We start from the raw sequence: 26,648 nt of genomic DNA on the forward strand, positions 1-26,648 counted from the left end.
TTTGACGGCAACGCAGCAAAAGACATCTGGCAGGATTTCTGATCCAGCCTCGCGCATTCGCGCCCCAGCGGCGCGGATGCACCCATTCGAAACCTTTCGGCCCTTGTCCGAACGCAACAAGCGGAATGAACATTGTCACAGAGCCTTTTGATCATCACCACGGACCGGCGTTTTGCGCAGACTTTGCAACAGCATATGGAGGCCACTTACCCTGGTATGCAGGTGCTTTTGGCCAACAATCTGATGATGGCCTACAATCAGGCCGAAGCCGGCCAGCCCAAGTTTGCATTTGTCGAAGACGGTTTCACGAAACTTCCCGAATTTGAAATGATGATGGCGCTGTTCTCGGCGCTGGACATCCGCTGGGTGTCTGTCATGGACAATCAAACCTCTACACCCGCGCGGAGATCTTCGCCGCTGTTGGACGTGGGCGCAGGTATCTTCGAGCTGACCAAATCGGATCACCCCCGCGCCTTTTCTCAGTATTTTGACATGATGGTGCGGGCGCCACGGCGCAACCAACCCGCCACAATGAACAAATCTGCGTCCGGTTCGGCGAACGCGGCACCCGGCAGTGACAAAATCATCCTGATCGGGTCTTCTACCGGCGGTGTGGAAGCCCTGCGCAGCGTGCTCGTTGGCTTTCCGATCAATTGCCCACCAACACTGATTGTGCAGCACACCGGCAAGAACTTTGGCCGCGGATTGGTGTCTCTTCTGGACCGGGTCTGCCCTGCCAAAGTCAGCGCCGCAGAAGATGGCATGACCATCGCGCCCGGCAATGTCTATGTGGCCGCAGGGCAGCCGCGCCACATGGGGCTGACCCCCCGCAAACCATTGCGCACCCGCTTTAAGGATGGCCCACCCATTTCTGGGCATATGCCATCTGTCGATGCACTTTTTATGTCCGCAGTCCCGATGGCAAAACATGTTGTTGCGACAATCTTAACCGGTATGGGCCAAGATGGAGCACAAGGGCTGCTGGAGCTGCGCAGAGCCGGTGCCAAGACCTTTGCGCAGGATGAAAAAAGCAGCGTTGTCTACGGCATGCCACGTGTCGCCTGGGAAATGGGCGGCGCGCAACAACAGGTCTCGCTTGCGCGTATGGCCGGAACACTCATTCAGGCCTGCAAAACCTGAGACTAATTGGGAAGGAAACCACCTTGAGCGTCTTCGCTAACTCTTCGACGGTGACCGTTCTTCAGGGCGAATATCGTGTTTCTACCTCTCCAACGGTGGTGTTTTCCACCGTATTGGGGTCGTGCATTGCGGCATGTATTTATGATGACCAGGTCGGCGTCGGGGGAATGAACCATTTTCTTCTGGCCTCCTCCACCGCCAGCGACAGCGTGAATGCCCGCTATGGTATCCATGCAATGGAACTGTTGATCAACGGGATCATGAAAAAAGGGGCGCGCCGCGAAAATCTGAAAGCCAAGGTTTTTGGCGGCGCCAAGATGTCGGCCAACCTATCCGATATTGGTGCCTCAAATGCTGACTTTGTGCAGCGCTTTCTCCGTGATGAGGGCATCCCGGTTATTTCCTCCAGTGTCGGCGGAACATCTGCACGGCGTGTCCGGTTCCATCCGACCACAGGCGCTGCCCAGCAGACCCAAGTGAAGGACGATCGCCGACTGGGCGAAGTCGAACGCGCGGCAGCCAAGCCGGTTCCGCCCCCACAGCAAGCCGCAGATGCGGGAGCTGTTACCCTTTTCTGATAGGCGGCGTCACCATGCGCCTCTTTCTGGAGCGGGTCCGAACAAGGTTCGGGCCCGTTTTTTGCAGGCTCCCGCAAATCATACCGTCCCCCTTGTGATCCGCTCCCATTGCCACCTAATCTGACAGCTGTCGCTGCCAGAGGAGCAAACCCTTGAAACTACGGCCCTTGTTGCAACAGATCCAGCGCGTCCTTGCCGTCGCCAGAAGGGGTCTTGTGCGTCGTGCATCGGGGATCGCGGTCGCCATTGGACTTGCGCTGCTTTCCCCGCAACAGGCGACAGCCCAAGGTCCGGACAGAATAACTATTTTTGCGGCTGCAAGCCTTGGTAAGGCGCTCGGTGAGATCACGGAAGAATTTGAACGCGCCACCGGGATCAAGGCGGATTTGTCTCTCGCTGGATCCTCGCTCCTTGCCCGGCAGCTGCAATACGGTGCACCCGCTGACGTGTTCATCTCGGCCAACAGCGCATGGATGGACTGGGCCGAGGAAAAAGAGCTGATCGTTCCGCAGAGCCGGGTTGATCTGCTGTCGAACCGACTTGTTCTGATCGCGCCCGTTGACGCAGTCGAAACACTCGACCTGTCAGACAAGGCCGGGCTGTTGGCTGTCCTGTCAGATGGCCCACTCGCGATGGCGCTGATCGACGCGGTCCCGGCTGGGATCTACGGCAAAGCTGCGCTTCAAACACTTGATTTGTGGGATGATTTTTCCCCACATATTGCGCAAACAGACAATGTTCAGTCGGCCCTGACGCTGGTCGCGCAAGGCGCCGCGCCGCTTGGTATCGTCTATGAGACCGACGCAAAAGCGAGCGCACTGGTGCAGATCCTCGACCAACTGCCAAGGGAGAGCCATCCGCCGATCATCTACCCTGCCGCGGCGACCACCACCGGGCAGCAGCAAGCAAGCCTTGCCTTTCTCAGCTTTTTGCAGGGTGAGATTGCACAGGCCATTTTTGTCGGGCAAGGTTTCGACGTTCTAACGGAGTGATCCAAAAAGATGCAGTGGCTTGGGCCGGAGGAATGGCAGGCGGTCGCGCTGTCGCTGAAAGTGTCGTTTTGGGCGACCCTTCTGTCCCTACCCTTGGGCCTGTTGACCGCTGTTGCGCTGGCTCGGTGGTCGTTTCGCGGCAAGGCCCTCTTGAACGGTCTGGTCCACCTTCCATTGATCCTACCTCCTGTTGTCACCGGGTATATCTTATTGGTGGGATTTGGACCCAACGGTCCTGTTGGCGCTTTGCTGCAACCGTTTGGTATCGTGTTGGCCTTTCGCTGGACAGGCGCCGCACTGGCGGCTGCAGTGATGGGTTTCCCGTTGATGGTGCGGGCCATGCGCCTTTCGGTTGAAGCGGTGGATCCCAAGTTGGAGCAGGCCGCCGCCACCCTGGGAGCGTCACGGTTCTGGGTTTTTGCAACCGTTACCTTGCCGCTGATCCTGCCCGGTATTCTGGCGGGCATGGTGCTGTGCTTTGCCAAGGCGATGGGAGAGTTCGGCGCAACCATCACCTTTGTCGCCAATATCCCCGGCCAGACCCGAACGTTGCCGTCGGCCATCTATGCCTTCCTTCAGGTCCCGGGCGGCGAAAGCGCGGCCATACGGCTGGTCATCGTCTCAATCTGCATCGCCATGAGCGCATTGATTTTGTCGGAATGGCTGTCCCAGAGGATCGCCAAACGGGTGCGGGGTACGCCATGATCACACTCGACATCCGTCATAACCTTGGCAGTTTTGCGCTTGATCTTTCCTTTGACGCACCACGCGGTGTTACCGTGCTGTTTGGCCGCTCGGGGGCCGGGAAAACCACCGTGACCAATGCCGTTGCTGGGTTGTTGCGACCTGACTCAGGGCAGATCCGGTTGGGCGAGAGGGTTCTGTTTGACAGCAATGCCGGGATCGACCTGCCCACGCACAAACGTCGGATCGGCTATATCTTTCAGGACGCACGGCTGTTTCCACATCTGAGCGTCGCGAAAAACCTGACCTACGGACAGCGGTTTGCCCGGGGGAAGAAACCTGCTGCGTCCTTTGATAGGGTTGTGGACCTTCTCGGTATCGGCCACCTTTTGGATCGGGCACCGATCAACCTGTCTGGCGGGGAAAAGCAACGGGTCGCTATCGGTCGGGCGCTACTGTCCTCGCCCGAACTGATCCTCGCGGACGAGCCGCTCGCTGCGCTGGATGATGCGCGCAAAGCGGAGATTTTGCCCTATCTCGAACGGCTCCGGGACGAGATCGAGATCCCTATTTTGTACGTCACACACTCTGTCGCCGAAGTCGCCCGCCTGGCAACGACTGTGGTGGTGCTGCAAAACGGGCGGTGCCTGAAGTCCGGCCCGGCGGATCAGGTGCTTGGCGATCCAGAAGTGCTGCCGACGGGTGTGCGCGCTGCGGGTGCCTTGATCCAGGCACAGGTGACAAAACACCACCCGGACGGGCTGAGCGAACTGTCAGCAGGGGGCATTGCGCTGTTCCTGCCCGGCCACGACCAACCCCTTGGGCAAAGCCTGCGTCTCAGGATCGCCGCACATGATGTCATCCTTTCCCGCTCCCGCCCGGAAGGTTTGTCTGCCCTGAATATCATCCCGGGCCGGGTCACTGCACTGCACAGCGGGGGTGGGCCTGGCATGATGGTGTCTCTTCAAAGCGCCGCTGGTCCTGTTCTCGCCCGGATCACCCGTCGCTCTGCAGAGGCCCTTGGCCTCGCAGTCGGGGTTGAATGCCATGCAATCGTGAAATCTGTTTCGGTCGCGCGTGAAGATGTCGGCATTGGTGCGCCTTCCGCACAGACACCATCAGGATAAGGGAAATTCCAATTCTGCGAAGGCGTTTGATCATATTTTTCTCGGCAGATCCCGCGGTCTACGCTACTGCCGTTGTATTGATCTGATCTGAACCATCAAACCGGTAGCACGACATGAGTATCACCGCTGATCTTCCGCAAACGCTCTGGCACCAAACAGCACAGGAAACAGTTCAGGCCCCACCGTTGCTTGGCGAGGTGGAGGCAGATCTGGTGATCATTGGCGGCGGTTATACTGGCTGTTCTGCGGCATTGCGGGCTGCCGAACTTGGCGCCGAGGTCTGCCTGCTTGAGGCAGATACCTTTGGTGCGGGTGGCTCCGGTCGCAATGTTGGCCTGGTCAACGCCGGACTGTGGTTGCCACCAAAGCAGATCGACGCGCTCCTTGGACAAAAGGATGGCGCCCACCTGTCCCAGACCCTCGCAGCAGCACCGTCAATTGTTTTCGACATCATCAGTGCCCACCAGATCAACTGCGAGCCGACCCACAACGGAACGCTGCATTGCGCCCATGCGCCAAGCGGCCTGCAGGATTTGCAGATGCGCCACGCCCAGCTCACTGCGATAGGTGCACCGGTTGCGCTTATTTCGGCAGAGGAAGCCCGCGAACGGGTTGGCAGCGATCAGGTGCACGGGGCGCTGTTTGATCCCCGCGCGGGAACGATCCAACCCTATGCCTATGCCGTCGGGCTTGCCCGCGCGGCGGTCGCACAGGGTGCAAAACTGCACGCAAAATCTGCCGCAACCGAGATCTCCCACAATGGGCAGGGCCCGCGAGGGTGGCTGGTGAAAACCGCAACGGGCGCAGTGCGGGCGCGTCATCTGATAATGGCGACCAATGCCTATCCCCTGCCGATCAAAGGATATGCCGCCCCTGCAACGATCCCGGTCAGTTATTTTCAGGCGGCAACCGCGCCATTGCCAGATCACCTCGGCGACCAGATCCTTTCGGGATCAGAGGGCTGCTGGGACACCGGGCTTGTGATGTCGTCCTGGCGACGTGACCGGGCGGGGCGCCTCATCATCGGGGCCATGGGCGCGCTTTCCCATGTCGGCAGCGCCGTTCATATCAACTGGCTGCGCCGCAAGCTGGGTCAGATGTTCCCATCCCTCGCAGATCAACCATTTGAAGCGCAATGGGCCGGGCGGATCGCAATGACCAGCGAGCATATCCCCAAGATTCTCGATCTTGGCCAAGGGTATGCCTGTTTTGGATACTCAGGTCGCGGCATCGGGCCCGGAACGGTGTTTGGCCGTCAAATGGCAGAGGCCCTGCTGAGCGGCGATCACACAGCCCTGCCCGTTCCGGTCAGCCGCGACCACAGCCTGCCCTTTGCTCGATTGCGCAGCACCTACTACGAAACCGGTGCAACGCTTGTCCATCTGCTTGCTGATCGCGGGGCCCGCTGACGGCCCCGCCACCTGTATCTTATTTGCGTATCTTATTTGCAATCCGCAATGGCATTGGCAATGCTGGCCAAAAGATCCGTGTAAAACCCCGGTCCCGGCTCCAGCGCGACGCCAAGCGGATCGACGACGGCGGTTCCCGCATCAGTCCCATCAAGAACCGTGGCAACAAGGCCCGGATTGAACTGCGGCTCTGACAAGACGCATGTCACATGCTGGTCCGTAACCACGTCGCGGATCTCAGCAATGCGGGCCGGGCTAGGGTCTGACGCGTCAGACAAGGATATCGCGCCGGCCGCGGGCAAACCAAATCCGGTTTCGAAATACTGATAGGCATCGTGGAACACGACAAATGGCTTGTCGCGCACAGACTCCAGGTCTGATTTGATCTGCGCGGCCGCAGCAATGATCTCCGCCTGCCCCGCCTTGGCGTTGTCACGGTACAACCCTGCATTTTCCGGATCTTTTTCAGCCAAAACATCGGCAATGACATCCAGCCATGCCAAACCGTTCTCGGCCATCAGCCAAGCGTGGGGATCCAGACTTCCTGCTTCATGCGCATGACCATGATCGTCGTGAGTGTCATGATCTTCATCGTGATGGTCCGCATGATCATCATGATGCTCATCATGGCCGCCTTCGTCATGGCCATGACTGTCATGGCCGTGGTCATCATGATGATCGTCATCGTGGTGTGCATCGCCGGAAAGGGTGAACTGCACGGCATCGCGTATCACCAGCGTTTGCGTTCCTTCTGTCGTCAGAAGGGGCACGACAACCGCCTTGGACGCAAGGGTAGAAATCGGTCCCTCAAGCCACGGCGTCAGCTCGGGCCCGATCCAGAACACCACATCAGCCCGGTTCAGTGCCTTGGCCTCTGAGGGGCGCATCGAATGGCTATGCGGGGACGCGCCGGGGGGAACGACGAGATCGGGCTGTCCGACACCCTGCATGACACGCGCGACCAACCCGTGAACAGGGGAAATGTCTGTGGCAACCGACGGAACATCAGCCCAGGCTAGCCCGGTCATCGCCCAACCAACCGCGGTCAGGCCTGCGGCTCTGATGATTTTGGTCATATCTCACCTATGTAATCTTATAACATTGCAGTGGTTGATAAACGTCATAACATTACATATCAAGTCCCTTACGAGACTCACACCGGAGCACAACATGGATCCCATCGGCTTTGACGCGCATGACCACAGCCACTGCATCAGCGACGGGATCGCAGTTGCGGATGCCCATTGCCGTGCCAACGGCCTGCAGTTTACCCCCGTGCGCCGACGTGTTCTGGAAATCCTACTTGAGGCCCATCGTGCACTGGGGGCCTATGATCTTCTTGATGTCTTGCGCAAAGAAGGATTTGGATCCCAGCCACCGATTGCGTACAGAGCATTGGATTTTCTTGTAAAAAACGGGTTTGTCCACAAAATCGAACGACTGAACGCCTTTGTCGCCTGCTGTCATCCGGGCGAACGACATGCCCCATTGTTCATGATCTGCCGCGAGTGTAACGCCGTCGCAGAAGCCCCTGCCGAAGCCACCCAAGGCCGCCTTGGCGAGGCGGCCCGCGAAGTCGGCTTTCAGATTGAGCGCACCGTGATGGAGGCCGAAGGGCTCTGCCCCAAATGCCAGCCAGGGGGCGCGGCATGAACCTTGTCACGCTGTCGAACGTGACTGTCGCCCATAATGCCAACCCGGTTCTGCGCAACGTCAACTTTGCCATCAGTCCAGGAGAGATCGTGACGGTCGTCGGACCAAACGGCTCCGGTAAATCCACGCTTTTGCGCACCATTATCGGTGCTCTGCGCCCCAGCCAGGGCGCGCTCAACAAGGCGCCGGATCTGCGCATCGGGTATGTGCCGCAGAAATTGCATATCGACCCGACCCTGCCGCTAACAGTGCGCCGTTTTCTCAGCCTGCCAGTCGCTGTTCACGACGAGGCAGCAAAACGCGCGCTAGAGCAGGCAGGTGCGGGCCAGCTGATGCAACGACAGATGACCGGCCTGTCCGGAGGTCAATTTCAGCGGGTCCTTCTGGCCCGTGCGCTTTTGTGCAACCCGCAACTGCTCATCCTGGATGAGGCGACACAGGGCCTCGATCAGCCGGGATCAGCAGCCTTTTATCAACAGATCGAAAAGCTCCGCCAGGAGCTCGGCTGCGCCATTTTGATGGTCAGCCACGAATTGCATGTCGTCATGGCGGCCTCTGATCGGGTGATCTGCCTCAACGGTCATATCTGTTGTGAAGGCGCGCCGGAACAGGTGGCTTCTGCTCCGGAATACCGCGCACTCTTTGGCTCGGGCACCCAAGGCGCGCTCGCGCTTTACAGACATGAACACACCCATTCCCATGACCACAGTTGCGGACACGATCACGCCCACGACCCGCAGCCCGCGAAAGAGACCGAAAGCCAATGATCTTTGATGCGTTTTTGATCCGCGCTGCGCTGGCGGGGGTGGGTGTCGCACTGGCCGCGGCACCGTTGGGCTGTTTCGTGGTTTGGCGCCGGATGGCGTATTTTGGTGACGCCACTGCACATGCCTCAATCCTGGGCGTCGCGCTGGCCCTGAGCTTTGATACCTCGGTGTTTGCGGGCGTTCTGGTGATGGCACTGGCAATGGGCAGCACCGTTTCCAGCCTCAGCGGAAGGGGCTATGCCGTCGATACGCTGCTTGGTGTTCTGGCCCATTCTTCGCTGGCCTTCGGGCTGGTTGCTGTTTCATTTCTCAGCGGCGTGCGTCTTGATCTGATGGCGTATCTTTTCGGTGATATCCTTGCCGTCAGCCAGACAGATTTGCTGATCATCTGGGGTGGGGCCGCGATGGTCATCGCACTGTTGTGGTGGCGCTGGTCTGCGCTTTTGACGTCCACGCTCAATGCCGATCTGGCGCATGCGGCCGGGATTGACCCGCGCCGGGAACAGTTGATCCTGACCCTCGCGCTGTCGGTTGTTGTCGCAGTCGCCATCAAGGTCGTTGGCGTTCTGCTGATTGCTGCGCTTCTTATCATTCCCGCCGCCACGGCCCGGCCATTTGCCAAAACACCAGAACGCATGACGCTGATTGCCGCAGTCATCGGCGCGGTATCGGCGATCGGTGGGCTACAGCTTGCGTTTAGTTTTGACACCCCAACCGGTCCGACGATCGTCTGCCTTGCAGCCGTTCTGTTCGCCCTGTCCAACCTGCACCAGCTAATCCGGCGCACCTAGAGAGACCGCGATTTCCAGAAGGCCGTCACTTCGGCGCAGGAAAGCAGGCTGTCACAGCCAACCCTGTCAGGTTCCGGTCATTTGCACCGGGTCGACATCGACCCATTTGGTCACCGCATCCAGAAGCTCCTGCTTCTTTATCGGTTTGCTGAGGAAATCGTCCATGCCTGCAGCAAGGCACTGCTCCTTGTGGGATTGCAGCGCGTTGGCCGTCAGCGCAACGACAGGGCAGCGGGGCCAGTTACGGCTCGCCTCCAAGGCGCGGATATCACCTGTCGCCTCGATCCCGTCCTTTTGCGGCATCATCATATCCATCAGAACGATGTCGGGCCTGTGAGCCTTGAACAGATCCACCGCGTCTTCGCCGTTTGATGCAACGATAACCTCGATCGGCGCGGATTTGAGCATGCGGGTGACGACAAGCTGATTGGTTTTGTTGTCCTCTGCCAACAGCAGTTTCAGCTGTGGCTGTGCTGGGGCGGCACCGCGCGCGGCTGTGCTCAGCTTTCCGGGTCTCGCGGGGCTCCCGCCGTTCAGCGCCTTGGACATCACTGCACGAAGCTGAGACGCACGCACCGGTTTCAGTGCAACCTCGCACCGGCCCAGCCGTTCGCGGGTATATTGGTCAATCGTATTTTCCACCGACGACAGGATCACGATGGGCAGGTCGACATATTCAGGGATATCGCGGATGCGACGTGCCAGTTCATGACCGTCCATTCCCGGCATCTGGAAATCCTGCAGAATAATGTCAAAGCTGCGGCCTTCGTGGCGGGCATCAAGCAGCGTCTCCAGTGCCGCGTCACCGGAGGCAACCGCAACAGTGTTGACACCCCAGGTATCAAGCCGCTCGTTCAGGATAATGCGGTTCAGTTCCAGATCATCGACCACCAGAACGTTCAACCCTTCCAGCGAAACCTCATCGACCCTAGGCTGTCGCTGATGCTCACGCACCTTCAATGGCAGTTCGACCGTAAAGGTGGAGCCCTCGCCGAGGACCGATGTCACCGAGACAGTCCCGCCCATCATGCCAAGAAGACGGGTTGAGATCGCAAGCCCGAGACCCGTGCCTTCAAAGTTGCGTGTCGCAGCACCGTCGACCTGTTCAAACGCATTGAAGATACTGTTCAGCTGGTCCGCAGGAATGCCCGTGCCTGTATCCTTTACCGAGATGCGCAGATCACTATAGCCGCCTGCGGTGTGGCCTGACACCTCGATGTAGACATATCCCGCCGAGGTGAATTTGACCGCATTTCCGGCAATGTTTGTCAAAATCTGCCGGATACGTCCCACATCGCCTTCGAAAAATTCTGGCAGACCGGGGTCGTAACGGAGGGTAACCTCGACATTCTTTTCCGCGGCCTTGGGCGACAGCAATGTGACGACATCCTCGATCGCCGTCTGCAAATTGAAGGGAGCCCGGTCAAGCTCCATCTTGCCTGCTTCGATCTTGGAGAAGTTCAAAATGTCGTTGATGATCGTCAGGAGAGCAGAGCCAGATTTGGAAATGGTCTCCGCATACATCTTCTGATCGTCATCCAGATCCGTTTCCAGGATGAGCTCAGCCATGCCGATCACCCCGTTCATCGGCGTGCGGATCTCATGGCTCATGTTGGCAAGGAACTCTGATTTCGCGCGATTTGCGATGTCGGCGGCTTTGCGGGCGTCCTCCAGTGCAAATTCGCGTTCGTCGCGCTCTTCAAAGGTGTCCTCAAGCACACCGACAGAAAAGTTCAACGCGCGAAACTCACGCGAGGCAAACCAAGGCAGACGGTCCCGCCGACTGGCCATACCTGCAATCGCATCCGACATCCGCTGATGAATCATGTGGAGGGGACGCAGGGTGAGTTGATGAACCAGGATCAGCACCAAGAGCGACAGAACCGCGACCGATACGACGGTCCACATGATTGTCTGACGCACCTTTTCCTGAACCAACAACTGGCCTTCGCGTGTCGACCAGCTCACCACCATATGGCCAAAGTCAAACCCATCCAGCGTGATCGGGCTTTCGTACCTGACAAAATCCTCTTCTGCGACGCCTTCGGCAGAGCCTGCCTCAGCAATCGCAACGTCATCCACACTGCGGATCTGGATATGTAGCAGCTTGGGGTTTCGGGCGATTGCCTCATTCAGGCCGGTTTCCAGAACCGGAACATCTTCGACGATGATCGATTCCAGCATCAGCCCGCTGAGGAGAGAGATTGTCGTCTCGGCCTGTTCCTTCAGCTGGGCCTGCAGATTGCGCGTTTCGTAGCGGCGTGCAAGATCGCCAACCACCACGCCAACCAGCAGCGCGGCCAGCGCCAGCGATGCAACAATCTGAAAGAGAATGCCCGTACGTTTCATAAGGGTCCTTTAGTCGTGACGCTAAAACGCCTCGCTCTGCTCCATCGCATCACGGATCAAATCGTAATCGGCATCCGTTCCGTGAAGGAAGCCATTCTTGGAGACCCTGCGAACAATTTCTTCATTTTCAGAGGACAACATGATCTTGCGCATGGCGAGAACAATGGGTTCCGGCAAATCTGATGCCGCGAGCCAGGGCTTGGTCACGTTGTCAAAACTGGCGAGTACGCGGATCGGCACACCCTTTGCAACCAGCTTCTTAAAAGTACTTTCCTTCAATGCGCCTGCGGTGAACTTTCCAGCGCCAACCGCCTCTCCCACCAGGTCGTGACGACCCAGATATTCAAAGGTATGCAGATCCTCGCTCGTGATGCCCGCCTCCAACAAATGGCTCTGGGCAAGATATCGGCCGATGGTTGAGAGTTCGTCACCAAAGGCAAAGCTCAACCCGGCGAGATCTGACAATTTCGTGATCGTGCTGTCCTGATGAACCACGATCACACCCTTGAACCGCTTCTCTCCCTTTTTCGATTCCATCGCGACGATTTGGACATCAGGGTTCTTCTTCATCACATGCACGTAAGAGGCCGGGCCAAAGCGGGCAAAATCCACCTCGCCATCCGCGAGCTGATTGATCCCTTCTTCATATTCCTTGGCAACGGTCATCCGGATCGTCACCTTCTCGCCCAGCTCCTCTCCCAGGCGATTGGACAGGAAGGTCAGGAAAGGCATGTATTTTCGGACAGTTACAGTCGGCTTATCAGCCGCATATGTGCCGAAGGTGAGCGTGATTTCAGCCTGCGCAGCGCGGGGAGCCGCCAGCACAAGCATCAATCCAAGGGCGACCGCAAAAGCGGGCGTTGCGAAGCGCAGAATGCAACCAACAGACTTCAAACTCTTCATCACCGGTGATCTCCTTCTGGGGCCGGGTCACTGTTCAAACAAGGTAGTCCGCCCACATGCTGCCCTGATTATTAAGAAAATTCGGTTAATCGTTACTGAATAGTACAAAGAATTTTACGACTGTAGCCCGCAGACTGTATAAAAATTAACGTTTCAGTAACGAATTCAGCGCTTTTTTATAAAATTCGTCAAAAATTTGAAGATCGGACCTCAGTCCGACAGGAACTTCCGTGCTTACACAAACTCATAGATCCTCCCAGCCCCTCCGTTGCCCCCTATGGGCCTGCGTCGCGGTGTGCTGTCTCGCCCCCGGAGCGGCCTGGGCCATTCCCTCACCCGAACTTGTCATCGGCTCTGTCTCCTCTCTCTCGCAGGTGCTCGCAGTCGGCGTCGCAATGGTCTCGGGTCTTGGTGCTGTCGTGGCGACCAAACTGGGCTTCCAGCCCAAAAAAGGAGCCGAAGCGCGGCGCTATCCTGTCAAGCTGATCAGCGGTCTGGTTCTTTTCGCCCTGGCGCTCGCGTTCCTCAACTACTGGCAGTTCAGCACCCAGAAAGCGGCAGATCAGGCAAGGCTGCAGGCGACTTTGGTGCGGCCTGCGCAATTTGATGGCACAAAGATCAAGGATGCTACCCTGAAGGAGACCAGTTTCTCCAAACAGTCCGACCATCCGCTCGCGATGTCGACAGAGGACGCAGCTGCAGCCCTTGAGGATGGGGAGACCGTATTCTTCGACATCCGCGAAACCGGAGAGAATGCGATGGGAACCCTGCCAGGGTCCACGCACATCCGCTTTCCCGACTTTCTCCAGAGCCGCCCGGTTCAACCCGGTCAGAAGGTCGTTCTGTTCTGCCACAATGGCAACCGCAGCTCTGAGACCTGTGCAGAATTGGCCAAGCTTGGCATCGACTGCAGCTTTATTGCCGGCGGCATCGAGAAATGGATCGTGGAAGGGCGCGAATTCTCTGACAAGGATGTCAAAACCCTCTCCGACCTGCGCGCGATTCCCGAATACCCCGGCCGCGACACTCTTTTGACCACTGCCGAGTTTACAGACCTTCTGAACACGGAAGACCTGCAGATCGTTGACACCCGGTATCCCGGCGATTTCGCCTCTGGCCATCTGCCCGGCGCCATCAATATTCCGATCCGCAAGATGACAACGCAGGATCTGATGGCACAGATTGCGCTGCTGGATCCCGACAAGCCCACTCTGGCAGCCTGCTACGATCGGCGCAGCTGCTTCATGAGCCAGGTTCTGGGGCTGGAGTTGTCGCAGCAGGGCATCGATTTCCTTGGTCGCTACACTCTGCCTTGGGAATACTTCGTTGCCCCCAAACCCAAACCCCATGTTCAGGCCTGGCTGGCCGACCAACAAAGCGGGCTGTGGGACAAGGCGATCTCTGCGCTCGCGGCTGGCCTCCTGTGGGTGCATGAGCGCAGCCATATTCTGTGGGGATTGCTTGCCCTGTCATTGATCACCCGCATTCTGATCCTGCCGGTCGCCCTTAAATCTGAGCGCGACCAGATCATCACTGGTGAAACAGCTGATGAAATGAAGGAACTGAAAGAGCGGCTGGCCCATGACCCGGTGCGCAAGGCCCGCGCCGTCCAGGCGTTCTATGCCGAAAAAGGCCTGACACCGATGAAAAACCTGACCGCGCTTTTATTCCTGCCGGTCATGATGCTGGGTGTGTCAGCCGCACAAGAGGCCAGCGCCAGCCTGCAGACGCCATTCCTGTGGATGGCCGACCTGGGCTTGCCAGATCCGCTGTTCATCATGCCCGCACTGTTTTGCGCATTGGCCGCGATTTACCTCCTGTGGGCTGTTGCCAAAACACGGCGACAGAAACAGTTGTGGATGATCCTAGGCGTGCCTGCATTGTTTGCGATGGTGTTCAGCCTGACAGGGGCCGCCAATGCCTATCTTTGCTTCAGCCTGTCTTTGCTGCTGGTCCAGCGTGCGTATGTCACGGGTCTGCATCGCAAACTGGGCGACGCGCTCTCCTTGCGTGCTCACAAACGCCGCCTTGCCAAACTGCCGCGCGGCGTGATCCCGATGGGCTATACCGAGGAACTGGAACAAGCAGGCAACAAGGCGTTGCGCCTGTCGATCCTGAAAAATGCGGGACTGCCCGTTCCTGGCGGCGTCATTGTGCGATCTGATGCGATTCACGACTACAAAGCGATGTCTGACACCCAGAAAGACGTCTTTGCGGCACATGTTTTCGCCCTTGCCGGTGGCAAACCCGTTGCGGTGCGCTCTTCGGCCTCTAATGAAGATGGCGCCGACCAGAGCTTTGCCGGGGTGTTTGAATCCGTGCTTGATGTGACGGCCGACACGATCCGTTCTGCCTTGGATGAGGTTGTTCAGAGCTTCTCGTCTGAACGGGCTGCCAGCTACTCGGGTGAAGGTGACAGCGCCGATCAGGGCAATATCGTGGTTCAGGAAATGGTGCAGGCCGAATACGCCGGTGTTCTGTTTACTCAAGACCCAATGGCGCCAGGAATGACGATGGTGGAATGGGTCGAAGGCTGCGGCGAAGATCTGGTTTCGGGCCGCGTCACCCCGACCTCTCTCCGCTTTGGCCGCTATTCCGGTTTGCCTGCGGACGAAACCCAGGACACGACATTGGATCTGGCGCCGCTTTTGGCACTTGGTAAACAGATCGAAGACACATTCGGCTGCCCGCAGGACGTGGAATGGGCCTATGCCAATGGTCGCTTCCAGATCGTCCAGAGCCGCGACATCACCACCCTGACGCTGGGTTCCGAGGCCGAACAGGTCCGTCTGAGAGAATGGCGCGATCTCCTCGATCAGTATGGCGACGCCACCGCAGACCAGACCATTCTGGAGCAGGATGAAATGTCCGAGGTTCTGCCCCGCCCCACCCCGCTGTCGTTCTCGCTGATGGGCAGTCTCTGGGCACCGGGTGGCAGTGTCGACCTCGCGTGCCGGGCTTTGTCTGTCCCCTACAACCTGCCCGAAAACCGCCCCGGCCATCTGGTCAACCTGTTTGGCAAGACCTACGTCGATGTTCAGCTGAAAGATCAAATGACGCTCAAGCTGACGGCGGCCAAAGCCAAACAGCTGCGCAAGCAGGCCCGCCCGATGATCGATCGCTTTCGGGGGGAAACCCTGCCCGCGCTGACCGATCAGCTGGCCTTTTGGCAGGCGGTTGACTACCGCGCCCTGCCCTTGCCCAAACAGCTGGAGGCCATTCAGACGCTGCGCGACATGTTTGTCACCGACATTTATGTCGAGGCTGAAAAGGTCAACATTCTGGCAGGCTTTACCATGGGGGAGGCCAGCACGGCAGCAGCGGGGGATCCTGCGATCCGATCCCATCTGATGCACGCTGAACTGCCCCATGCGCCATCCAACCTGCTGTCGTCCTGCACGGGCGAAGCAGCCGAGGCACGTGCGCAGGCGCTGATGGGACACCGGTCCATCTTTGACTACGAGCTGAGCGCGCCGCGCTACAGCGAGGCACCAGCACTGTTGTCATCGCTTCTTGATAGTGCGGTGGAACCAATCAGCGGCAGTGTCCACACCCCGGCCAACTTGCCGGATGACCTGCATGAAACGGTTGAACTGGCCATCGCCTATCAGGACCTGAAAGAGCAGGCCAAGCATGAAGCCCTGCGGGTTCTTGCAGAACTGCGCCGCGCGCTTTTGGGACTGGCAGAAACGACCGGCCTTGATGATCTGGTGTTCTACCTGACGATGGAGGAAATCCTGTCCGGCAACTGGGACGCGCTTGCAGCGCTGCGCAGCAAGGCCGAAGCCCGCAAAAACCGCGAAGACCTGCGCAAACGCTCTGCTCCCAGCGAGGTGTCTTTGACCCTGCGCGACTGCGAACTGTTGTCGCTTGGGGCTCAGGCGGGGTCGGGCGACGGATCACTTGGCGGAACATGCGTGGCTGGTAGCGGCAGCGTGAAAGCCCGCATTTTCTGGGTCGAGGATGAAACCGCCATCGGTCCTGAGGTGTTTGACGGGTTCCAGGACGGCGACATCCTTGCCTGCCGCATGATCAACCCGGCCTGGCTGCCTTATGTTCAGCGCTCTGGCGCAGTCCTGAGTGAAGTTGGCGGATGGCTCAGCCACATGGCGATTGTTGCCCGCGAAAAGGACATCTTGATGCTGGTCGCCTGCAAGGGATTGGATCAACTCACCCATGGTGATGAAGTCACGGTCTCAGACGATGGCTCTATCACCGCGCCGGACGTGGAAGACTTGCAGGTGGTCTCTGCCTGAGACCTCATGACAAGATGGTGTTCCGCCCCTGTTGGTCATCAATGGGGGCGGAAAAACAGATGTTCCATCTTGCGATTTCTCACACATATGTTTGAAGTCCCCGCATGGAGCAGAACCCGGACCCAAAACAAAAGACCCGCCTCCTGGAGCGGCTGAAGGCAGATATGGCTGATCTGCCCCCTGCCCTGTCGGGGGCTGCGAAATACATCATAGACAACCCCGGTGACTTTGGTCTCGACCCGATCCGCGTCTCGGCACAAAAGGCAGGCGTCAGTACCAACTCACTTGTGCGGCTGGCTTCTCATCTGGGGTTTGACGGTTTTGAAGGGTTGCGCGGGCCGTTTCGCGCATCGCTCACCACCGAGCGCGAGGGCGGTCTTGGGCTGGCATGGCTGGATCGGCTCGAACAGCACGAAGCCACAGAGCGCCACGGGCGCATCGCACGAAACGAAGTCAACATCGTTGCCCGGTCCCTGCGATTGATGACGCCTGAGCGTACAGCCAAGATATGCCGCACGCTCACCTCGGCGCGGCGCTGCTATATCACGGCGACCCGTGCCAGCTATGCGCTGGCTTACTATTTTCACTACGTAGGCCGCATGGCCCTGCCCGGTCTGGACCTGGTGCCGCGTCACATGGGAACAGCCGTAGACGAGATGATGGACATCGGCCCATACGATTGTCTCGTGGCGATGACCTTTGCCCCCTATTCGGCCGAGACCCTTCAGGCGCTGCATTTCGCGCAATCCCGCGGTGCACAGCTTGTTCTCATTACGGACAGCGAGGTGATTACCCCCGGTCTGACCCCCGATCATCTGTTGCAGGTTGCGGATAACGCGCTGCATCCATTTGGGGGATATGCCGGCGCGATGGCTGTTCTGGACTGCCTGCTTACGCATCTCGTGGATGCAGGCGGCGATGCCGCACAGGATCGGATCCGCCAATATGAGGCGCTGCGCGAAGACACCGGCGCCTATTGGCGCGGGGGAAAGCTGCCAAAACTGCCAAAATAGTCAGGCGCCGTGGTTCAGCCGGACTCAGAGCCGCAATTCCGCCTCTTCCGGTTTCAGGACATATTTCAGATCATAGACGACTGCACCTGCGCGCCCAAGACTACGGATCGCACCCACGCCCATGCTGCGGAACTCATCATGGGCAACAGCAAGCAGGACGCCATCGTAGGCGCCTGCATCTGGATCCTGCACCAGATCCACACCGTATTCGCCCCGTGCCTCAACAGCGTCTGCATGGGGATCGTGAACATCAACCGTCAGACCGTATTCCTCTAGCGCACGCACCACATCAATCACCCGCGTGTTGCGCAGATCGGGGCAGTTTTCCTTGAACGTCAAGCCCATGACCAGAACCCGACCATCAGCCACCGCCATCTTTCTCTGCAGCATCGCCTTGACCATCTGGCTCGCCACATAGGCCCCCATCCCGTCGTTCAGACGACGGCCTGCCAACAAGATTTCCGGATGATAGCCGAGCTGCTCGGCCTTGTGGGTCAGGTAATAGGGGTCGACCCCAATACAATGCCCGCCAACAAGACCCGGACGAAAGTTCAGGAAATTCCACTTTGTTCCGGCGGCGCGCAGCACCGCTTCGGTGTCGATGTCCATCCGGTTAAAGATTTTGGCAAGTTCGTTGATAAGAGCGATGTTGATATCGCGCTGACTGTTTTCAATGACTTTCGCGGCTTCAGCGACGCGGATGCTCTCGGCCTTGTGGGTGCCAGCGGTGACCACCTCGCGGTAGAGCGCATCCACCTTATCAGCGATATGCGGTGTCGATCCGGAGGTAACCTTGACGATATCCGGCAACCGGCGGTTTTTGTCGCCCGGATTGATCCGTTCGGGGCTGTAGCCGGCAAAGAAATCCCGGTTGAACACCAGGCCAGAAACCCGCTCCAGCACGGGAACGCAATCTTCTTCGGTTGCGCCGGGATAGACCGTGGATTCATAGATCACCAGGTTACCTGGCTTCAGCACCTTGCCCACAGTTTCAGACGCAGCAAGGAGCGGACCAAGATCAGGTCGGTGGTTGGCATCAATCGGCGTGGGAACCGTGACGATATAGATTGCGCATTCCGCGATCTCTGCAATGTCAGAGGTCAGCGTCAGTTCAGTCGCCGCCGCCAATTCCGTTGCGGTGATTTCGCGAGTGCTGTCTTCGCCGCGCGAAAGGGCCTCGATCCGCTGTGAATTGATGTCAAAGCCAACAACTGGCCGGGATTTGCCGAACTCCACGGCAAGAGGAAGGCCGACATAGCCAAGGCCAATCACACAAATCCGTTCTGTCCTGCTCATCGCGATGCCTTCATGGTCCTTGCCTGCCCGATTGCCTTTCATAAGGGGTCGGGCAGCCAAGTTTCAACCGCGCGCGTGTCGATCACCTCTTATAGGCACGCCGCAGGCCGTCAGAACCGCAAAGACAGGCACGACATGCCGCCATCAAGCTTGGCGCATTCGGTATTGCTGATCTCAACCACCTCAAACCCCTCACGGCTCAACATGTCCGCCGTTCGCGGGAATCCTGCAGCCATCAGAACGAGATTGTTGAAGCGGATCGCATTTGCTGCAGCTTCCTCGCCGTCCGCGACATGCAGGACGCGGTAGCCTTCAAAACAGCCCGAGGCGTCCAGACGCTTGGTCGCCAGGATCGTCTCACCATCCATCAGCGAACAATCGGTCTTAAAGTGCAAGACACCCTCTGGCGTGAAAACCTCGCGGAGCTTGTGGCCCCATTCAGCTGCGATTTCGGCCAGCTCTGCCACCCCTGCCGCATCCGTGCGCGCAGAGCGCCCGACCAGGATCTCGCGTTCGGTGACCAGAATGTCGCCACCTTCGATATAGCCCGGTCCTTTGATTTCGCGCACATCATCATAAACCGCACGGATCGCCGGGGCCATTTCTGCCACCTCGCCCAAACGGGACGGAGCACCCGGGCGCATCAGAACCGCCCCCTGCGGCAGGCACAAAGCGGTATCCTCGACAAAGACCGCATCGGGATAGGCCTCAAGCGGCGGCAGCTCGATCACTTCTGCGCCGGTGCTTTTCAGTGCAGCAACATATTCGGTATGCGCCGCCAACATCTTGTCCAGATCCGGCGTGCCGATGTCTTCGGCCCGCAGCCCATCGACAATGCTCGCGGCAGGGCGCCGGGTAATGGCACGGCGGAACTCATAGGTTGGATTTGTCATCTGCATGTCCTTGATGCTCACTGTCCGGAAGGGACGAATTTTGGCGTGGTGATTTCGATCATTGCCGGCCCGCCAGCGTGGGCGACAGCCCGCAACGCCAATGCGACCTCTTCGGGAATGGCTGGAGTTGCCTTGTGGGCGATGCCATAGGACGCGGCGGTTGCCGCAAAGTCCGGCGGGGTTGGATCGCAGCCCAGCACTGGCACCCCAACATCCTCCATTGACCGGGCGATTTCCTGATAACCGTAGTTGTTCCAGACCACGAATGTGATTGGCAGGGCTTCATCGACCGCGGTCATGATTTCGGGGAGGGAAAACTGGGCGCCCCCATCGCCCACGATGCAAACGACCCGCGCCTGCGGTGCTGCGACAGCGGCCCCGATCGCTGCGGGGATGCCGTAGCCCAACGCACCATAGCCGGTCGCTGCATTAAACCAGCCGCCGGGGCGATCGTGGTCGTAGTAAAGATTGCCTGCATAAATCGGCTGCGCGGAATCCCCCACAATTATAGCGTCCGGCACCGCGTCCCGGATGGCATTCAGCACATCGACCTGTGCGCGATAGCCGGCCCCGATTTCCTCCCAGGCCTGGGAACGGGCCGCCGCAGCGCGATCACTGCCCCACCCCGGCTCCAGAGCGCTGGCCGTGGACAGATCCGCCAGCAGCCCCGCCAAGACCGCGGAAACATCCGCCTGCACCGCCAGATCGGCTGGATGGCGGTTCAGTTGCTCGGCGCAAAGGTCTACCCGGATCAGACCGGCCAGCTTGGGCATGGTCCCTGTTGCGTACATGTCGTAATCCGTCGGGCCCAGTTCCGTTCCAAGGGCCAGCACGACGTCCGCCTCTTCGATCAAAGCCCGCACCGCAGAAAGCGTCGGGCTAGCAGGTACGGACAAGGGATGATCAAACAGCACACCACGGGCATTCACCGTTTGCACAACCGGCGCTGACAGCTGTTCAGCCAGCTGGCGAAGCGCAATGCCACAGGTTTTCGCACCGCCCCCGACCAAGATCAGCGGACGGGCCGCACGACTGAGCCGCTCACGAATATCGGCAACCACTTTATCTGAAACAGACGACCGCTGGGGCTGGCAGTCAGGGGGCTGTGCCCCTTCCCCCTGCACGGTGGCATCGCGGTGACCTGCGATGTCCAGCGGGATCTGCACATGAGTGGGGCCTGGACGGGCCAGCTGTGAGCCGTCAATCGGCGCAAACACCTGATCCAATGTGGCAGACAGCGCATCGGCCTTGCTGACGTGACCGGACACAAGCGCAACCTGAGAGATCAGCCCATGCTGGTCCGGCAATTCGTGCAAATGGCCAAACCCACGACCGATCGTCTGGCTCTCATTAACACCGGAAATGACCAGCATCGGCACGGAATCCGCGCGGGCTTGGGCCATCGGCGTGATCGTGTTCGTCACCCCCGGCCCAGTGATGACAAAAGCAACGCCAGGCTGGCCGGATACGCGCGCATAGCCATCGGCCATGAAGCCCGCACCCTGTTCATGGCGCGGGGTGATGTGGCGGATGCCAGAGTTGGTCAGACCGCGATACAGTTCGACAGTATGCACGCCCGGAATGCCAAAAACGTGGCGGACCCCGCGTTTTACGAGCCCGGCAACCAGCGCTTCACCGACAGTGGGCGCATCAGATGTCTTTGCCTCACTGCTCATGCGACGGCCTCAGCGCGTTGATTTGCATGACGGGTGATCCGCTCAAGCGCTTTGTCAAACTCCGCATCATCAATCGTCAATGCGACCCGGACCCACTGGCGCAGGCTCTCGCCAAAGGATGACCCAGGCATGACCGCCACACCGCCGTTGAACAAAAGGTCATGTGCATAGGCATCGCCATCCATGCCCGTCGCAGAAACGTCGATCATCGCAAACATGCCCGCCTCGGGTCTATGAACGCGCAATCCTGTCGCGCCATGCAAATGGTCTGCCAGCTTTTCGGCCCGCGCAGCAAAACGCTTGCGCATTCCGGCTGCGACAGAAGACCCGTCGCGCACGGCCTGTTCGGTCATGTCCGCGATAAAGGGTTGATTGCCGAACAACATGGTTTCAGACAGCGGCAGCAACGCATCACAGAATGCCTCGCTTGCGATGCACCAACCGCTGCGAAACCCCGGCGCGGCGTGTGATTTGGAAATCGACGAAACCACAATCACGCGATCCGCATAAGCCTCACGAGACAGCGGTGACATGAACTCTGCCGCATCAAAGACCAGCTGCTCATAGACTTCATCCGAAATGATCCAGAGGTCATGCTGCACCGCCAGCGCGCCAATCGCGTCAAGATCATCAGCCGTCAGAATTGACCCAGTGGGATTATGCGGCGTGGTCAGCAAAATGGCCCGGCTTTGGGGGGTGATCCGTTCAGCGATATCATCGGCCTGCATGCGAAACCCGTGTTCAGGGCGCAGGGGAACCGGAACCACTTTTGCACCCGTCGACCGGATGACGCCCTCGTAGGTCGCATACATCGGATCGCCCACCAGCACCTCGTCCCCCGCCTCGGCAACCCCCATCATCACAGCATAAAGAGCTGTCTGCGTACCCGGAAAGCACAGGACATTTTCGGCACCGATCGGTCGCCCCAGACTATGGGTATATCGCGCCGCCAAAGTCTGTCGCAGGCTGTCTTCTCCGCGGCCATCGGAATAACCCGTCCGCCCTGCGAGCATGGCACGGCAAGCGGTATCCATCAGGGCGCTTGGCGGGGGGACATCCGGTTCACCGATGGTCATCTCGACAATATCAGCCCCCTCCGCGATCATGTCGCGGGCTTTCAGGTGCACTTCCCATTTGGCCCCACCAAGACCTGCGAGCCGCCGGGTCACATCTGTCATTCTCATGGCTGATCCACCTTGTTTTCCAGGTTAAGTCCCAAAATCGCGCCAACGGATTCCAAGCCGATTTTGGGCAATTCATCTTCAGCAAAAATCTCAGGAAGGGCGCCGCCCTCCATCCAAAGGCCATCGATCACAGCGTTGCAGGCCACCGCCAGGTGATGAAGCCGCGCAGGGCTGGCTGGGCGACCCGCCTCTTCCAAGGCGGCGGCGATCATCTCGGCCAGCTTGTGGCGGAAATAGTCGTAGGTCCGCTGGTGGATCTGCCGCATATGCGCATCCTGTTGGACCTTGTTCAAAAACCCCGCCCAAAGGGCGACTGCAGTGGGCTCCATCACCGGTGGGCGCAAGGACGCAGAGACAAATGCCGCTAGACGACCGCTGGCATCCGCGGAAATTTCCTTGAGCGGCGCCGACGTCAGATCGGTGATCCGAACCATGTGATGCTCGTAGGCGGCGGTCATCAGCTCTTCCTTTGAGGAAAAGTAATGCCGGATCAGGCCCTGGGTCACATCCGCCCGCTCCGCAATGTCCCGCACGGTTGCACCCCTCACGCCTTTTTCGGCGACCAGCTCAAGCGTGGCCTCGATCAGGGCCTCTTTGCGCTCCTCTGCGCTGGCGCGCTTAAATTTCCGGCGTTCTGGGGACACGGGCACTCCAATTGGCAGACAGTTAATTATACACTTGAATAATTACTGGAACTGCGACTTACTACAAGTCGAAATATGAGGACAGACGAAAATGCCCGATCCGACCCCTTCAGCCAGCTCAGCCCGGCCCGAAGCGATCCGCATCAGCGATCTGCACAAGTCATTCGGCTCGCTTGAGGTACTGAAAGGCGTCTCTCTGACCGCCCGCCAGGGGGATGTGGTCGCCATCATCGGAGGCAGCGGGTCTGGCAAGTCCACCATGCTGCGCTGCATCAACTTTCTCGAAACACCAAAGTCGGGCGAAATCGTTATCGGCGGCGAGACCGTGGAAATGCGCGCAGACGGCAGCCCAGCCAATCGCAAGCAGATCGAACGCATCCGGACCCGGCTGGCAATGGTATTCCAGCAGTTCAATCTCTGGACCCACCGCACCCTGCTGGAAAATGTGATCGAGGTTCCCGTCCACGTCCTCAAGATGCCGCGTGATCAGGCTGTTGCTCGCGCCCACGAATTGCTCGCCCGCGTTGGCCTGGGCGACAAGGCCGATGCCTTTCCCGCCTTTCTGTCTGGAGGGCAGCAACAGCGCGCGGCCATTGCGCGGGCTCTCGCTGTTGATCCAAGCGTCATGCTGTTTGACGAGCCGACCTCCGCACTTGATCCCGAACTTGTCGGGGAAGTTTTGACCGTCATCCGCGATCTTGCCGCCGAGGGGCGCACCATGCTGCTGGTCACGCATGAAATGAAATTCGCCCGCGAGGTCGCGGACCACGTGGTCTACCTCTTTGAAGGGCGGATCGAAGAACAAGGCCCGCCAGCAGAGGTCTTTGGCAATCCAAAATCAGAACGGCTGAAGCAGTTTCTGCGATCAGTCGCATAACCGGCCACACTCCAAGTGTGCGGCCCAATAAAATAAACAAAAACAAATACATCAACTGGGAGACAAACCAAAATGGCACTTCAGAAAACAATCCGGAAGACCCTTCTTACAACCGTGGCGCTGGCCGCAACAGCGGTGATGGCGCAGGCCGAACCGGTCAAGATTGGCGTCGCCGCCGAACCATATCCACCCTTCGCTTCGCTTGACTCCTCCGGGACCTGGGTCGGCTGGGAGATCGATGTCATCAACGCTGTCTGTGCCGCTGCAGAGCTGGAATGTGTCATCACGCCCGTTGCTTGGGACGGCATCATCCCATCCCTTACCGGCCAGCAGATCGATGCGATCATGGCCTCCATGTCGATCACCGAAGAGCGCCTGAAAACCATCGACTTCAGCGACCCCTATTACAACACCCCTGCCGTGATCGTGGCGGACAAATCAATGGACATCGACGCAACGCCCGCCTCTCTGGAGGGCAAGATCGTTGGCATCCAGGCGTCGACTATCCACCAGGCTTATGCGCAGAAATATTTCACCGGCGCCGAACTGCGGGTCTACCAGACCCAGGATGAAGCCAACCAAGATCTCTTTGCCGGGCGCATTGACGCAACCCAGGCAGACAGCATCGCAATGGCGGATTTCGTTGGCTCCGATGCGGGCGCCTGCTGCGAGATCAAGGGTGCCGTCGCCAATGACGAGGCAATCCTCGGCAAAGGCGTCGGCGCGGGTGTCCGCAAAGGTGAAACAGACATTCTGGAAGCCCTGAACAAGGGGATCGCAATGATCCTTGCAGACGGCACCCACGCTGAAATCACCTCCAAGTACTTCACGACCAGTATCTACTCGGAATAAGGCCTGGCCGTGACCAACGTCCTTGAACTGCTGGGACTGGCAGAGAGCGCAGAATTGCTTGCGCTCTCTCCACCGGGCTGGGGCGGCAACCTGCTCAGGGGCCTCCTCAATTCGCTTCAAATCGCCTTTGGCGCCTTTGGAATGGGCCTGATCATCGGTCTCTTCGGCGCCTACGGCAAATTGTACGGGGGGCCGGTTCTGCGGGATCTGCTGGCCATCTACACCACCGTCATCCGAGCCGTCCCGGAGTTGGTGCTGATCCTCATCCTCTATTACGTAGGCACCGATCTCATCAACAAGGCGGCGACTGCGATGGGGTATGATCGCGTTGAAATCAGCGGCATCGTCGCGGGCATCTGGGTTTTGGGCATCGTCCAGGGCGCCTATGCCACCGAAGTCCTGCGTGGCGCCATCAAAGCCGTGCCTCCGGGCCAGATCGAGGCCGCCCGCGCCTATGGCATGCCGGCCTTCATGACCATGCGCCGGGTAACCATCCCCGCAATGATGAGCTTTGCAACACCCGGTCTGGCAAACCTGTGGCTGATCGCAACCAAGGATACTGCGCTCCTTGCGATTGTCGGCTTTGCCGAGCTGACCCTTGAAACCCGACAGGCCGCCAGCAGCACCCGGGCGTATTTCACTTTCTTCCTGGCGGCTGGGGCGCTGTATCTTCTCGTCACGCTGTTTTCGGGACTGATCTTTGGCTGGATCGAACGGTGGGCGCGTAGGGGACAGCCGTCGCTCAAGGGGGGGCAGCCATGACGTCCTTGAAATCGCTGTTTGTTCCCCACCGCATCGTGATGATGATCCTATTTGCAGCTTTGGTTGTCTGGTGTGCGCTGTCTTTGCGCTGGGACTGGATCCCGCAGTATGCACCGCTTGCGGCCGAGGGATTGTGGACCACTGTCTGGATCCTCGTCGTAACCAGCATCCTTGGGTTTGCGTTGGCGGTGCCGCTTGGATTGGCCCAGGCAATTGGCCCTTGGTATCTGGCGGCCCCTGCCCGGCTGTTCTGCACCATCATCCGCGGCACCCCCCTGCTGCTTCAGATCTGGCTCTTGTACTACGGTCTCGGCTCTCTCTTCCCGCAGTTTCCGTGGATCCGCTCAAGCGAGCTGTGGCCCTATCTGCGGCAGGCGTGGCCATATGCTGTTTTGGCGCTGACGCTGTCTTATGCGGGCTATGAGGGCGAAGTGATGCGCGGCGCCTTCTCTGGCGTTGCCAAGGGCCAGCTGGAGGCCGCCAAATCCTTCGGGATGCCCCGTATGACAATGTTCCGTTGCATCTGGCTTCCTCAGGCTGTGCGGAACGTTCTGCCGACCTTGGGCGGGGAAACCATCTTGCAACTCAAGGCGACGCCTTTGGTGGCAACGATCACGGTCCTCGACATCTACGCGGTCTCTTCGCGGGTGCGATCCGATACCTTTATTGTCTATGAACCCCTGCTTTTGCTGGCGCTGGTCTACATGGCAATCGCGGGTGTCATCACCCTTGGGTTTCGCTGGTTCGAGAACAAGGTACCAAGCGCACAGCGCTAGGGCGTCCTGATTGTGATCTTGTCACA

General features: G+C 59.0%; 23 protein-coding genes. 15 read left to right on the plus strand and 8 right to left on the minus strand.

The window, feature by feature from the left end:
• Positions 1-195 precede the first annotated feature (195 nt).
• The 6 genes from NIT7645_RS17660 (at position 196) to NIT7645_RS17685 (ending at position 5,930) form a co-directional block, all read left to right on the plus strand.
• On the plus strand, positions 196-1,140 hold the full coding sequence (locus NIT7645_RS17660) for a CheB methylesterase domain-containing protein (RefSeq protein WP_046212009.1): 945 nt from the start codon (positions 196-198) through the stop codon (positions 1,138-1,140).
• 23 nt (positions 1,141-1,163) lie between these two features.
• Positions 1,164-1,718, plus strand: a complete 555-nt coding sequence (locus NIT7645_RS17665; protein WP_037303182.1) for a chemotaxis protein CheD — start codon at positions 1,164-1,166, stop codon at positions 1,716-1,718.
• A 152-nt stretch (positions 1,719-1,870) separates the two neighbouring features.
• Entirely contained in the window at positions 1,871-2,710 is an 840-nt protein-coding gene (modA, locus tag NIT7645_RS17670; protein ID WP_074964303.1) for a molybdate ABC transporter substrate-binding protein, read from the plus strand.
• 9 nt (positions 2,711-2,719) lie between these two features.
• A complete protein-coding gene (gene modB / locus NIT7645_RS17675) occupies positions 2,720-3,415 on the plus strand; it encodes a molybdate ABC transporter permease subunit (protein ID WP_008563543.1) in 696 nt (231 codons plus the stop codon).
• Positions 3,412-4,521 carry a molybdenum ABC transporter ATP-binding protein gene (gene modC, locus NIT7645_RS17680; RefSeq protein WP_008563354.1) on the plus strand — a complete coding sequence of 370 codons (1,110 nt, stop codon included), beginning with the start codon at positions 3,412-3,414 and terminating at the stop codon, positions 4,519-4,521. Before modB ends, modC begins: the two co-directional genes overlap by 4 nt.
• 119 nt (positions 4,522-4,640) lie before the next feature.
• Complete coding sequence (locus NIT7645_RS17685; RefSeq protein ID WP_110732353.1) at positions 4,641-5,930, plus strand: NAD(P)/FAD-dependent oxidoreductase; 1,290 nt, start codon at positions 4,641-4,643, stop codon at positions 5,928-5,930.
• A gap of 32 nt (positions 5,931-5,962) precedes the next feature.
• On the opposite strand, the gene NIT7645_RS17690 is transcribed toward NIT7645_RS17685, so the two are convergent.
• The gene (locus tag NIT7645_RS17690; RefSeq protein WP_008563553.1) at positions 5,963-7,006 is read right to left on the minus strand and encodes a zinc ABC transporter substrate-binding protein; all 1,044 of its coding nucleotides are present in this window, start codon (positions 7,004-7,006) and stop codon (positions 5,963-5,965) included.
• A 94-nt stretch (positions 7,007-7,100) separates the two neighbouring features.
• On the opposite strand from NIT7645_RS17690, the gene NIT7645_RS17695 reads away from it, so the two are divergent.
• From NIT7645_RS17695 to NIT7645_RS17705, 3 genes are read left to right on the plus strand one after another with little or no spacing between them, the layout of a single operon-like run.
• Positions 7,101-7,583, plus strand: coding sequence for a Fur family transcriptional regulator (locus NIT7645_RS17695; protein ID WP_008563511.1), 483 nt, complete (start codon positions 7,101-7,103; stop codon positions 7,581-7,583).
• Positions 7,580-8,350, plus strand: a complete 771-nt coding sequence (locus NIT7645_RS17700) for an ATP-binding cassette domain-containing protein (protein ID WP_008563518.1) — start codon at positions 7,580-7,582, stop codon at positions 8,348-8,350. Before NIT7645_RS17695 ends, NIT7645_RS17700 begins: the two co-directional genes overlap by 4 nt.
• Positions 8,347-9,141 carry a metal ABC transporter permease gene (locus NIT7645_RS17705; protein WP_008563525.1) on the plus strand — a complete coding sequence of 265 codons (795 nt, stop codon included), beginning with the start codon at positions 8,347-8,349 and terminating at the stop codon, positions 9,139-9,141. Before NIT7645_RS17700 ends, NIT7645_RS17705 begins: the two co-directional genes overlap by 4 nt.
• A 66-nt stretch (positions 9,142-9,207) precedes the next feature.
• Here the strand turns inward: NIT7645_RS17705 and NIT7645_RS17710 are convergent, their stop codons facing one another.
• On the minus strand, positions 9,208-11,490 hold the full coding sequence (locus tag NIT7645_RS17710; protein ID WP_008563515.1) for a response regulator: 2,283 nt from the start codon (positions 11,488-11,490) through the stop codon (positions 9,208-9,210).
• A gap of 21 nt (positions 11,491-11,511) precedes the next feature.
• The gene (locus tag NIT7645_RS17715) at positions 11,512-12,393 is read right to left on the minus strand and encodes a PhnD/SsuA/transferrin family substrate-binding protein (protein WP_008563469.1); all 882 of its coding nucleotides are present in this window, start codon (positions 12,391-12,393) and stop codon (positions 11,512-11,514) included.
• Positions 12,394-12,686: 293 nt separating this feature from the next.
• Here NIT7645_RS17715 and NIT7645_RS17720 point away from each other — a divergent pair, with 293 nt between their 5' ends.
• Positions 12,687-16,649, plus strand: coding sequence for a PEP/pyruvate-binding domain-containing protein (locus tag NIT7645_RS17720; RefSeq protein ID WP_008563457.1), 3,963 nt, complete (start codon positions 12,687-12,689; stop codon positions 16,647-16,649).
• Between the two features lie 104 nt (positions 16,650-16,753).
• On the plus strand, positions 16,754-17,662 hold the full coding sequence (locus NIT7645_RS17725) for a MurR/RpiR family transcriptional regulator (protein ID WP_008563420.1): 909 nt from the start codon (positions 16,754-16,756) through the stop codon (positions 17,660-17,662).
• Between the two features lie 24 nt (positions 17,663-17,686).
• Here NIT7645_RS17725 and tviB read toward each other — a convergent pair whose 3' ends face one another.
• The 5 genes from tviB to NIT7645_RS17750 form a co-directional block, all read right to left on the minus strand.
• Entirely contained in the window at positions 17,687-18,958 is a 1,272-nt protein-coding gene (tviB, locus tag NIT7645_RS17730) for a Vi polysaccharide biosynthesis UDP-N-acetylglucosamine C-6 dehydrogenase TviB (RefSeq protein ID WP_037303234.1), read from the minus strand.
• 110 nt (positions 18,959-19,068) lie between these two features.
• Positions 19,069-19,851, minus strand: a complete 783-nt coding sequence (locus NIT7645_RS17735; protein ID WP_037303232.1) for a dimethylarginine dimethylaminohydrolase family protein — start codon at positions 19,849-19,851, stop codon at positions 19,069-19,071.
• Between the two features lie 17 nt (positions 19,852-19,868).
• Positions 19,869-21,527 (minus strand): 5-guanidino-2-oxopentanoate decarboxylase, encoded by a 1,659-nt coding sequence (locus NIT7645_RS17740; protein WP_050687677.1) that lies wholly within the window; start codon positions 21,525-21,527, stop codon positions 19,869-19,871.
• A complete protein-coding gene (locus NIT7645_RS17745) occupies positions 21,524-22,711 on the minus strand; it encodes a pyridoxal phosphate-dependent aminotransferase (protein WP_037303179.1) in 1,188 nt (395 codons plus the stop codon). The genes NIT7645_RS17740 and NIT7645_RS17745 overlap by 4 nt, the downstream gene beginning before the upstream one ends.
• Positions 22,708-23,355, minus strand: a complete 648-nt coding sequence (locus NIT7645_RS17750; protein ID WP_008563404.1) for a TetR/AcrR family transcriptional regulator — start codon at positions 23,353-23,355, stop codon at positions 22,708-22,710. Before NIT7645_RS17750 ends, NIT7645_RS17745 begins: the two co-directional genes overlap by 4 nt.
• A 91-nt stretch (positions 23,356-23,446) precedes the next feature.
• Here NIT7645_RS17750 and NIT7645_RS17755 point away from each other — a divergent pair, with 91 nt between their 5' ends.
• The 4 genes from NIT7645_RS17755 to NIT7645_RS17770 all read left to right on the plus strand — a co-directional run bounded on the left by NIT7645_RS17755 (position 23,447) and on the right by NIT7645_RS17770 (position 26,622).
• Entirely contained in the window at positions 23,447-24,232 is a 786-nt protein-coding gene (locus NIT7645_RS17755; protein WP_008563397.1) for an ABC transporter ATP-binding protein, read from the plus strand.
• A gap of 72 nt (positions 24,233-24,304) precedes the next feature.
• Positions 24,305-25,084 (plus strand): transporter substrate-binding domain-containing protein, encoded by a 780-nt coding sequence (locus tag NIT7645_RS17760; RefSeq protein ID WP_008563527.1) that lies wholly within the window; start codon positions 24,305-24,307, stop codon positions 25,082-25,084.
• Positions 25,085-25,093: 9 nt separating this feature from the next.
• Complete coding sequence (locus NIT7645_RS17765; protein WP_008563347.1) at positions 25,094-25,846, plus strand: ABC transporter permease; 753 nt, start codon at positions 25,094-25,096, stop codon at positions 25,844-25,846.
• Positions 25,843-26,622: an ABC transporter permease gene (locus NIT7645_RS17770; protein ID WP_050687679.1), complete on the plus strand. Its 780-nt coding sequence runs from the start codon at positions 25,843-25,845 to the stop codon at positions 26,620-26,622. The genes NIT7645_RS17765 and NIT7645_RS17770 overlap by 4 nt, the downstream gene beginning before the upstream one ends.
• Positions 26,623-26,648: the final 26 nt, after the last annotated feature.

This window comes from Phaeobacter italicus (genome assembly GCF_001258055.1).
In the GTDB taxonomy this organism is placed as follows: domain Bacteria; phylum Pseudomonadota; class Alphaproteobacteria; order Rhodobacterales; family Rhodobacteraceae; genus Phaeobacter; species Phaeobacter italicus.